This window comes from Cellulomonas algicola, from assembly GCF_003851725.1.
GTDB classification, from domain to species: domain Bacteria; phylum Actinomycetota; class Actinomycetes; order Actinomycetales; family Cellulomonadaceae; genus Cellulomonas; species Cellulomonas algicola.
The window spans coordinates 1-6,850 of sequence record NZ_BHYL01000296.1; the positions used below are offsets into that span (position 1 = coordinate 1).

7 protein-coding genes are annotated in these 6,850 nt (G+C 74.9%); 5 read left to right on the forward strand and 2 right to left on the reverse strand.

The genetic code is table 11. From position 1 onward, the window contains the following. Positions 1-99: 99 nt before the first annotated feature. Positions 100-924 (reverse strand): hypothetical protein, encoded by an 825-nt coding sequence (locus CTKZ_RS16815; protein WP_124344022.1) that lies wholly within the window; start codon positions 922-924, stop codon positions 100-102. A gap of 197 nt (positions 925-1,121) precedes the next feature. Here CTKZ_RS16815 and CTKZ_RS16820 point away from each other — a divergent pair, with 197 nt between their 5' ends. After that, positions 1,122-1,721: a hypothetical protein gene (locus CTKZ_RS16820; RefSeq protein ID WP_124344023.1), complete on the forward strand. Its 600-nt coding sequence runs from the start codon at positions 1,122-1,124 to the stop codon at positions 1,719-1,721. Next, a complete protein-coding gene (locus CTKZ_RS16825) occupies positions 1,715-2,740 on the forward strand; it encodes a hypothetical protein (protein ID WP_124344024.1) in 1,026 nt (341 codons plus the stop codon). The genes CTKZ_RS16820 and CTKZ_RS16825 overlap by 7 nt, the downstream gene beginning before the upstream one ends. 9 nt (positions 2,741-2,749) lie before the next feature. On the opposite strand, the gene CTKZ_RS16830 is transcribed toward CTKZ_RS16825, so the two are convergent. Further along, positions 2,750-3,673 carry an FHA domain-containing protein gene (locus CTKZ_RS16830; RefSeq protein WP_160142924.1) on the reverse strand — a complete coding sequence of 308 codons (924 nt, stop codon included), beginning with the start codon at positions 3,671-3,673 and terminating at the stop codon, positions 2,750-2,752. A 300-nt stretch (positions 3,674-3,973) separates the two neighbouring features. On the opposite strand from CTKZ_RS16830, the gene CTKZ_RS16835 reads away from it, so the two are divergent. From CTKZ_RS16835 to CTKZ_RS16845, 3 genes are read left to right on the forward strand one after another with little or no spacing between them, the layout of a single operon-like run. Further along, entirely contained in the window at positions 3,974-4,696 is a 723-nt protein-coding gene (locus tag CTKZ_RS16835; protein WP_124344026.1) for an SAF domain-containing protein, read from the forward strand. Positions 4,697-4,698: 2 nt separating this feature from the next. Further along, on the forward strand, positions 4,699-5,481 hold the full coding sequence (locus tag CTKZ_RS16840; protein ID WP_124344027.1) for a CpaE/TadZ family protein: 783 nt from the start codon (positions 4,699-4,701) through the stop codon (positions 5,479-5,481). Positions 5,482-5,491: 10 nt separating this feature from the next. Beyond that, positions 5,492-6,802 (forward strand): TadA family conjugal transfer-associated ATPase, encoded by a 1,311-nt coding sequence (locus tag CTKZ_RS16845; RefSeq protein WP_124344028.1) that lies wholly within the window; start codon positions 5,492-5,494, stop codon positions 6,800-6,802. The last annotated feature ends 48 nt before the right edge of the window (positions 6,803-6,850 follow it).

A 6,850-nucleotide genomic window follows, 5' to 3' on the forward strand; every position in this document is an offset into this window, starting at 1 on the left:
CGAGGGCCGACGCGCGGTCGAACAGCGCCGGCAGGTCCTCGGCGAGGTCCTCGAGCGCGACGACGGTCGCGGCGAGGACCTCCTTGTCGACCTTGACCGTCACGACGCGCCGACCCGTGCCAGGACCGAGCGCAGGTCCGCCGACGACGGCAGGAGGTCCCGGAGGAGCTGCCACACCTCGCCGCCGGACACCGGGCGGAACGTGGCGAGGGTGTCCGGGGTGACGTCCTCGGGGCGCAGCGGCTCGGCGGGCTGCTCCCGCACCCAGTACCCGCCGGGCCCGCAGTCCCACAGCGCGAGGCCGCGGGCGTCGGTCGCGGCGTCCGGGCCCCACACGAGGCTCACGCGCGCGGTCGACTCCAGGAACGACAGCGTCGCCAGGAGCATGGACCGGTCCGCCTCGGCGACCTCGCCGAAGAACCGCTCGAGCTGCGCCGTGGCGACGACGCGGGCCGGCTCCCACGTGTCGTCGGTCAGGCTCATCGTCTGGACGACCGCGTCGACCGCGCGCAGCGGGACCGTGAACGGCGTCGCGATCTTCGGGACCTCCCGCCGGCGCAGCCCGGCGAGCCGCGCGAGGATCCACAGGATCTGCGGCAGCTCGTCCTGGCAGTACACCGTCCCGTCGTCCTGGGGCCACGGGTCGGTGTACCAGACCGTCTCCTCGCGCACGGCGAGCACGGCGAGCGTGGGTCCCTGCGGCCCCGCGGTCTCGACGGACGCCTGGATCATCGGGTCCGTCACCGTCCGGACCAGGTCGACGACGAGCGGGCTCACCGCGCCGTCCTCGTCGACGACGCCGGCCTGCACGAGCGCGGCGCGCGCCTCCTCGGGCGTGGGCTCCCCGTTGTGGAGGAGGCGGAGCGTCTCGAGCTCGTCCTCACTGAGGGCGACCCTGCGCCGCACGACGTCCAGACGAGCCATGCTCACGTCCACCCTTCGAATCCGGCGATTTCGGACAGCACCCTAGTGGCGACCACGGGGGTGGTGTGACCGCTCGTCCACCGTCACCCGGACGGCCGCCGCGCGACGGAGCGTCCCGGGCGCCGCGCGCGGACGGGGCATTCGGTACGGTATCGGTCGGTTCGGTCGACCGGGCCGTGGTCGCGGGAAGGGCGCAAATGAGCCGGTTCGTGGTGGTCGTGGTGTCGACGCTGGTCGTGGGCCTGCTCGCAGGGTGCGGCGGGGCCGAGGAGCCCGCGGGCCTCACCGCGGCGCCGACCACGACGCCGACGCCGAGCGCCACGCCGACCCCCGACCCGGAGGTGGACGACCTGTCCGACCCCGAGCTCGGGATCGTGTTCACCGACGTGCCGACGCTCACGGGCGACGAGGCCGACGTCTACAACTGGCTCGCCACGTACGAGAAGGAGTACTGGCGGACCATGCGCACCAACACGGTGAGCCCTGCCTTCGCCCTCATCGCCTCCGCCGAGCTGCAGGGCGCGATGCAGAAGGTGGTCGACAAGAACACCGCGATCCAGGCGTCCATCGGCGGCGTCCTCGAGACGCGCGTGAGCGACGTCGCCGTCACGGGCGACCAGGCGACCGGCGAGATCTGCGAGGACTTCTCGCAGGCGACCTTCGCGGACGCGACCCGCACGTACACGCCCGCGGAGGCGGGGTTCGGCGAGAAGAAGCACAAGGCCTACACGCTGACCCGCGTCCCCGGTGAGGACCGGTGGCTCGTCGCCACGAACGAGGTGTCGGGCACATGCTGAGTCGGGCCGCGGCCGTCCTGGCCCTGTCCGCCGCGCTGGTCCTGGCCCCGGTGACGCTCGCCGCCGCGGACGACGAGCCGCCCTTCGGGCAGGAGGAGACGGCCGGTCCCGGCGACTCGAGCGGCCCCGGTACGGGGACGAGCGGCGGGTCGTCGGGCGGGTCGATCCAGGTCACGGTCTCGCAGTCCGGCTCGACGTCGGGCGGCCGGACGTTCAGCAGCACCACGACGCGCACGGTCGCGCCCCTGTGCTGGATGGGCCGGGGCCCGACGGGGTACCAGTACTACGAGTACTGGAAGCTCGGCGGGAAGGCCCGCGAGTCCGACACCCTCGACGACTACGCCAACCAGGGCCTGCTGCACCAGGGCTGGGAGGACCACGCGACCGACACCGAGGGCCACTGGTACGAGTCGACGTGCAGCGCCGACGCCCCCGGTGAGGTCGCGACGGAGTACCACCTGTCCCACCCGGCGGTGTGGGTCGGCCCGACCGACCCCGTGCCGCCGCAGGACGCGGAGGTCGACCCCGAGGTGCTCGCGGAGATCGCGTCGGACTCGATGGACCTGCCCCGCGGGACGATCCGCTGGAACCCGAGCATGTCCGGGACCGGGGCGACGGTCGTCGGCACCGACACCTGGGTGTGGGTCGAGGACGCCGCCACGACGGTCTCGGTGACCGCGCAGATCCCGTCGGGCACGTGGGCGCGCGTCGACGCCGTGCTGTCCGCGCTGCAGGTCAGCGCCCCCGGCGCCGACTCCGTGACGTGCCCCGACACGGGCACGCCGTGGGGCGGTGGTGCGGCGTCCACCACGTGCTCGCTGCGGTTCTTCCGGTCCAGCGCGAACCAGGCCGTCAAGGCGGGGCACTCTCAGCCGACCGCGACGCTCACCGCGCAGGCCACCTGGACCGCGTCGTGGGTGTCGTCGGAGGACCCGAACCCGACGGCGCTGCCGGCGCAGACGATCTCGGCGACCGCCGAGGTCCCGGTCGCCGAGATCCAGGGCGTCGTCTCGCGCTAGCCCGCGGCGTCAGGCGCTCAGGCCGAGCGTGCAGCGCACCTCGCCGAGCAGCACCACCGTCCCGGCCGGCACGGCGACCGGGGTGTGCGGGACGAGCCGCACGGGCGCGTCGAGCAGCACGTGCGTCCCGTTCGTCGAGCTGAAGTCGGTGACGAGGATGGTCCCGTCGGGCTCGACGTCGACGAGCGCGTGGGTCTTCGACACCGTCGCCCCGACCACGCGCACGGGCGTCCGCCCGGTGGGAGCGACCGGGTCGCGGCCGAGCGACGCGCCGCCGGGGACGCGCACCGGGGCACCACCGTCGACGGTCAGCACGAGCACGTGCCCGCCCGACGTGTCCGCCGCGTCGCGTGCCGCGCCGCCCGCTGCGGGCTCGGGCGGCAGGACCGGGACGGACACCGGCGAGCGGCCGTCCGGCAGGACCGGGACGGACACCGGTGAGAGGCCGTCCCGCAGGCCGTGCGGCAGCCCGTCCGGCAGGGCGTCCGGGACCGTCGGGAGCGCAGGGACGGGACGCGGCGCCGGGAGCGACGCGAGCAGCCCCTCGTCGGGCCGGCTGAGCGTCGCCGCGTCGAGCAGGGCGACGGGGTCGGTCTCCACGCGCAGCGGTTCGAGCGTCCCGCACGCCCCGCACGCCAGCGCCGCGACGGGCTGGTCCGCCCCGCACCGACGGCAGGGCGCCGGCGGGACGTCCACGGGCGCGCCGGCACCCTCGGCGGGGAGGGTGCGCAGCGTGCCGTCGGGGTGCGCGGCCAGCAGCGACGCGCCGGTCGCGTCGGCGAGGACCACGCGGACCGGCCGCCCCACAGTGCGGGCCACCGCGACCGCTCGCGCGAGCGCGCCCGCCCGGAGGCGTGCCGTGGACGCGGCGGCGCACGCCGAGGCGTGCTCGTTGACGTGCACGGTCCCCGTGCCGTCCGGTCGCAGCTGCACCCGGACGAGCGGCCATGTCGCCGGGACGGCCGCCACCCGATCAGGTGAAGTGTGCGGGCGTGCGGTCACCGGGTGCCCCCTGCGCGCTGACGGGCGGTCCCTCGTCGCGCGAGAGCTGTCGCCGCAGGCAAGTGCGCGCTCGTCGGCATGGAAGGCCTCCCTCGGGCTGTGGTCGGCGGCCATGGTAGACGCGCCGGGACCGGACGCGGCCCCGACCGCGCGCGACCGTCACCGTCCGATTTGCCCCTATAGTCATGCAGTCCTTGCACGAACCCCCGCAGCGAGGTTGGACCCCCATCGATGACGGTGAACACGAGCACGCCCGGGGGCGTGGCCGCGCAGGACCGCCGCCGCGCCCGTGACGAGCGAGGGATGGCGTCGGCGGGCGCTGCCCGTGCCGAACGGCTCCCGCACGCACCGCGCGAGCGGCGTCCCCTGCTCGCGGCGTTCGCGGTGCTGCTCATCGTGGGTGGCGCCGCCGCGGCCGGCCTGCTCGCCCTGCGCGCCGACGAGCGCGTCCCCGTGCTGGTCGCCGCGCGCGACATCGCGGTCGGCGAGGAGATCACCGACGACGCGCTCGCCACCACGCCCGTCGCGTCCGAGGGCACGCTCCTGGTGCCCGCGTCGCAGCAGGAGCTCGTCGTCGGCCAGTTCGCGCGGACCGCCGTCACGAAGGGCCAGCTGGTCGACACGTCGATGCTCACCACGACCCGCACGCTGCAGGACGGCAAGGTCGCGGTCGGTGCCTCGTTCGAGGAGGGGCGTGCGCCCGCGTCCGGTCTGCTGGCGGGAGACGTCGTCCAGCTCGTCCAGGTCGTGGACGGCACGGGCACGGTCCTCGTGGCCGACGCGCTCGTGAGCTCGGCGACCACCCCGGCGGAGGGCGCCCACGGCGGTCGGGTGACCGCGACGCTCATCGTCGACGAGTCCGACGGCGCCGAGCTGGCCGCGGCGGCCGCCGAGGCGTCGCTCTCGGCCGTCCTCGTGAGCCGCGGGACGCCGGTCGTCGGTCAGGGGGGCTGAGCGTGCTGGTCGCGATCGGCTCCGCGAAGGGCTCGCCCGGCGTCAGCACGACCGCGCGCGTCCTCGCGGGCGTGTGGCCGTCGGACGTGGTCCTCGTGGATGCCGACCCCGCCGGCGGCGACGTGTCGCTGCTGGGCCGGACGGCCTCGCGCGGGCCGCTCGACCCCGAGCGCGGCGTCCTCTCGCTCGCGGCCGACGCGCGCCGCGGGCTCGCGAACGACAGCCTCGACGACCACCTGCAGCAGCTCGAGGGCGGTCTCGACGTGCTGTGCGGCGTGACGAGCCCCGAGCAGATGACGGGGATCGCGCCGGCGGTGCCGGCGCTCGCGTCGGCGCTCGCGCACCACCCGACGCGGGACGTCGTCGTCGACTGCGGTCGGGTCCAGGCCGGCAGCCCGGTCATGCCCGTCGTCGCGGCGGCCGACGTGCTCGTGCTCCTCGCCCGCCCGCGCCTGGAGTCGTACGCGCACCTGCGTGAGCGCCTGCGCTGGCTCGCCCAGATGCGCGCGACCTCGACGCGCCGGATGCCCGCCCTCGGTGTCGCGCTCCTCGCGGACAGCAGGGACCGCCGGTCGCTCGCCGAGCTCGCGCAGCTCCTCGCGCACGAAGGGCTGCCCGTGACCGTCGTGGGGCAGGTCGCGGAGGACCAGCGCGCCGCCGACGTCGTCGGCGGTCGCCTCGACCGCGGGGTCGAGCGCTCGCTGCTCGTGCGGTCGGTGCGTCAGCTCGTCGCACCCGTCTCCGACCTCGCCGCGTCGCAGGGCGCCGTGCGGGCCGGGATCTGAGGGGGCGCGCGTGGCGGTCGACCAGGCGCTCGTGCGCCGGCTCCGCGAGGAGGTCGCGGACGTCCTCGCGCGGCAGCGGCGCGACGACGCCGCGGCGGGCGTGGCCCAGATGTCCGGGCAGGACGAGCGGCAGTTCGCGCGCGCCGTCGTCAACCGGGTGCTCGACGCCTACGCGCGGGCGGAGATCGCCGCCGGTCGCACGCCGCCGTCGCCGGTCGAGGAGAGCGAGCTCGCGTCCGGGATCCACGCGGCGCTGTACGGCGTCGGCCGGCTCCAGCCGCTCCTCGACGACCGGGACGTCGAGAACGTCGACATCAACGGCTGCGACAACGTCTTCGTGCAGTACGCGGACGGCCGTGAGGCGCGCATGCCGCCCGTCGCGGAGTCGGACGACGAGCTCGTCGAGCTCATCCAGATCCTCGGCGCGTACTCGGGCCTGTCGAGCCGCCCGTTCGACTCGGCGAACCCGCAGCTCGACATCCGCCTGCCCGACGGCAGCCGCATGTCGGCCGTGATGGACGTCTGCGCACGCCCTTCGATCTCGATCCGGCGGGCGCGCCTGTCGCGCGTGCACCTCGACGACCTCGTGCGGCTCGGGTCGGTGACCCACGAGGTCGCGGCGTTCCTGTCCGCGGCCGTCGCGGCGCGCAAGAACATCATGATCGCGGGCGCGACGAACGCCGGGAAGACGACCATGCTCCGGGCGCTGGCCAACGAGATCCGCCCGCACGAGCGCCTCATCACCGTCGAGCGCGCGCTCGAGCTGGGCCTCGGGGAGTTCCCCGACCTGCACCCGAACGTCGTCGCGTTCGAGGAGCGGCTGCCGAACTCGGAGGGCAACGGCGCGATCAGCATGGCGGAGCTCGTGCGCCGCAGCCTGCGCATGAACCCCAGCCGGGTCATCGTGGGCGAGGTGCTCGGCGACGAGATCGTCACGATGCTCAACGCGATGAGCCAGGGCAACGACGGGTCGCTGTCCACGATCCACGCGAACTCGTCGATCGAGGTGTTCAACCGCATCTCGACCTACGCGATCCAGTCGCAGGAGCGCCTGCCCGTCGAGGCGACGATGATGCTCATCGCCGGCGCGATCGACTTCGTGGTGTTCGTGCAGAAGCAGAACGACTACCTGCACGGCGGGCGGCTGCGCCGGTTCGTGGCGAGCATTCGCGAGGTCAACGGCATCGACGGCCGCGTGCTGTCGAGCGAGGTGTTCGCACCCGGGCCGGACGGCGTCGCGGTCGCCTCCGCGCCGATCGCGTGCCTCGACGAGCTCGTCGCCGTGGGCTACACGCCCGGCTACGCGATGCGGGGCCTGTGATGGCGCCGTCCACCGTCTTCATCGTCCTCGCGGGGGCCGTCGTCGGCC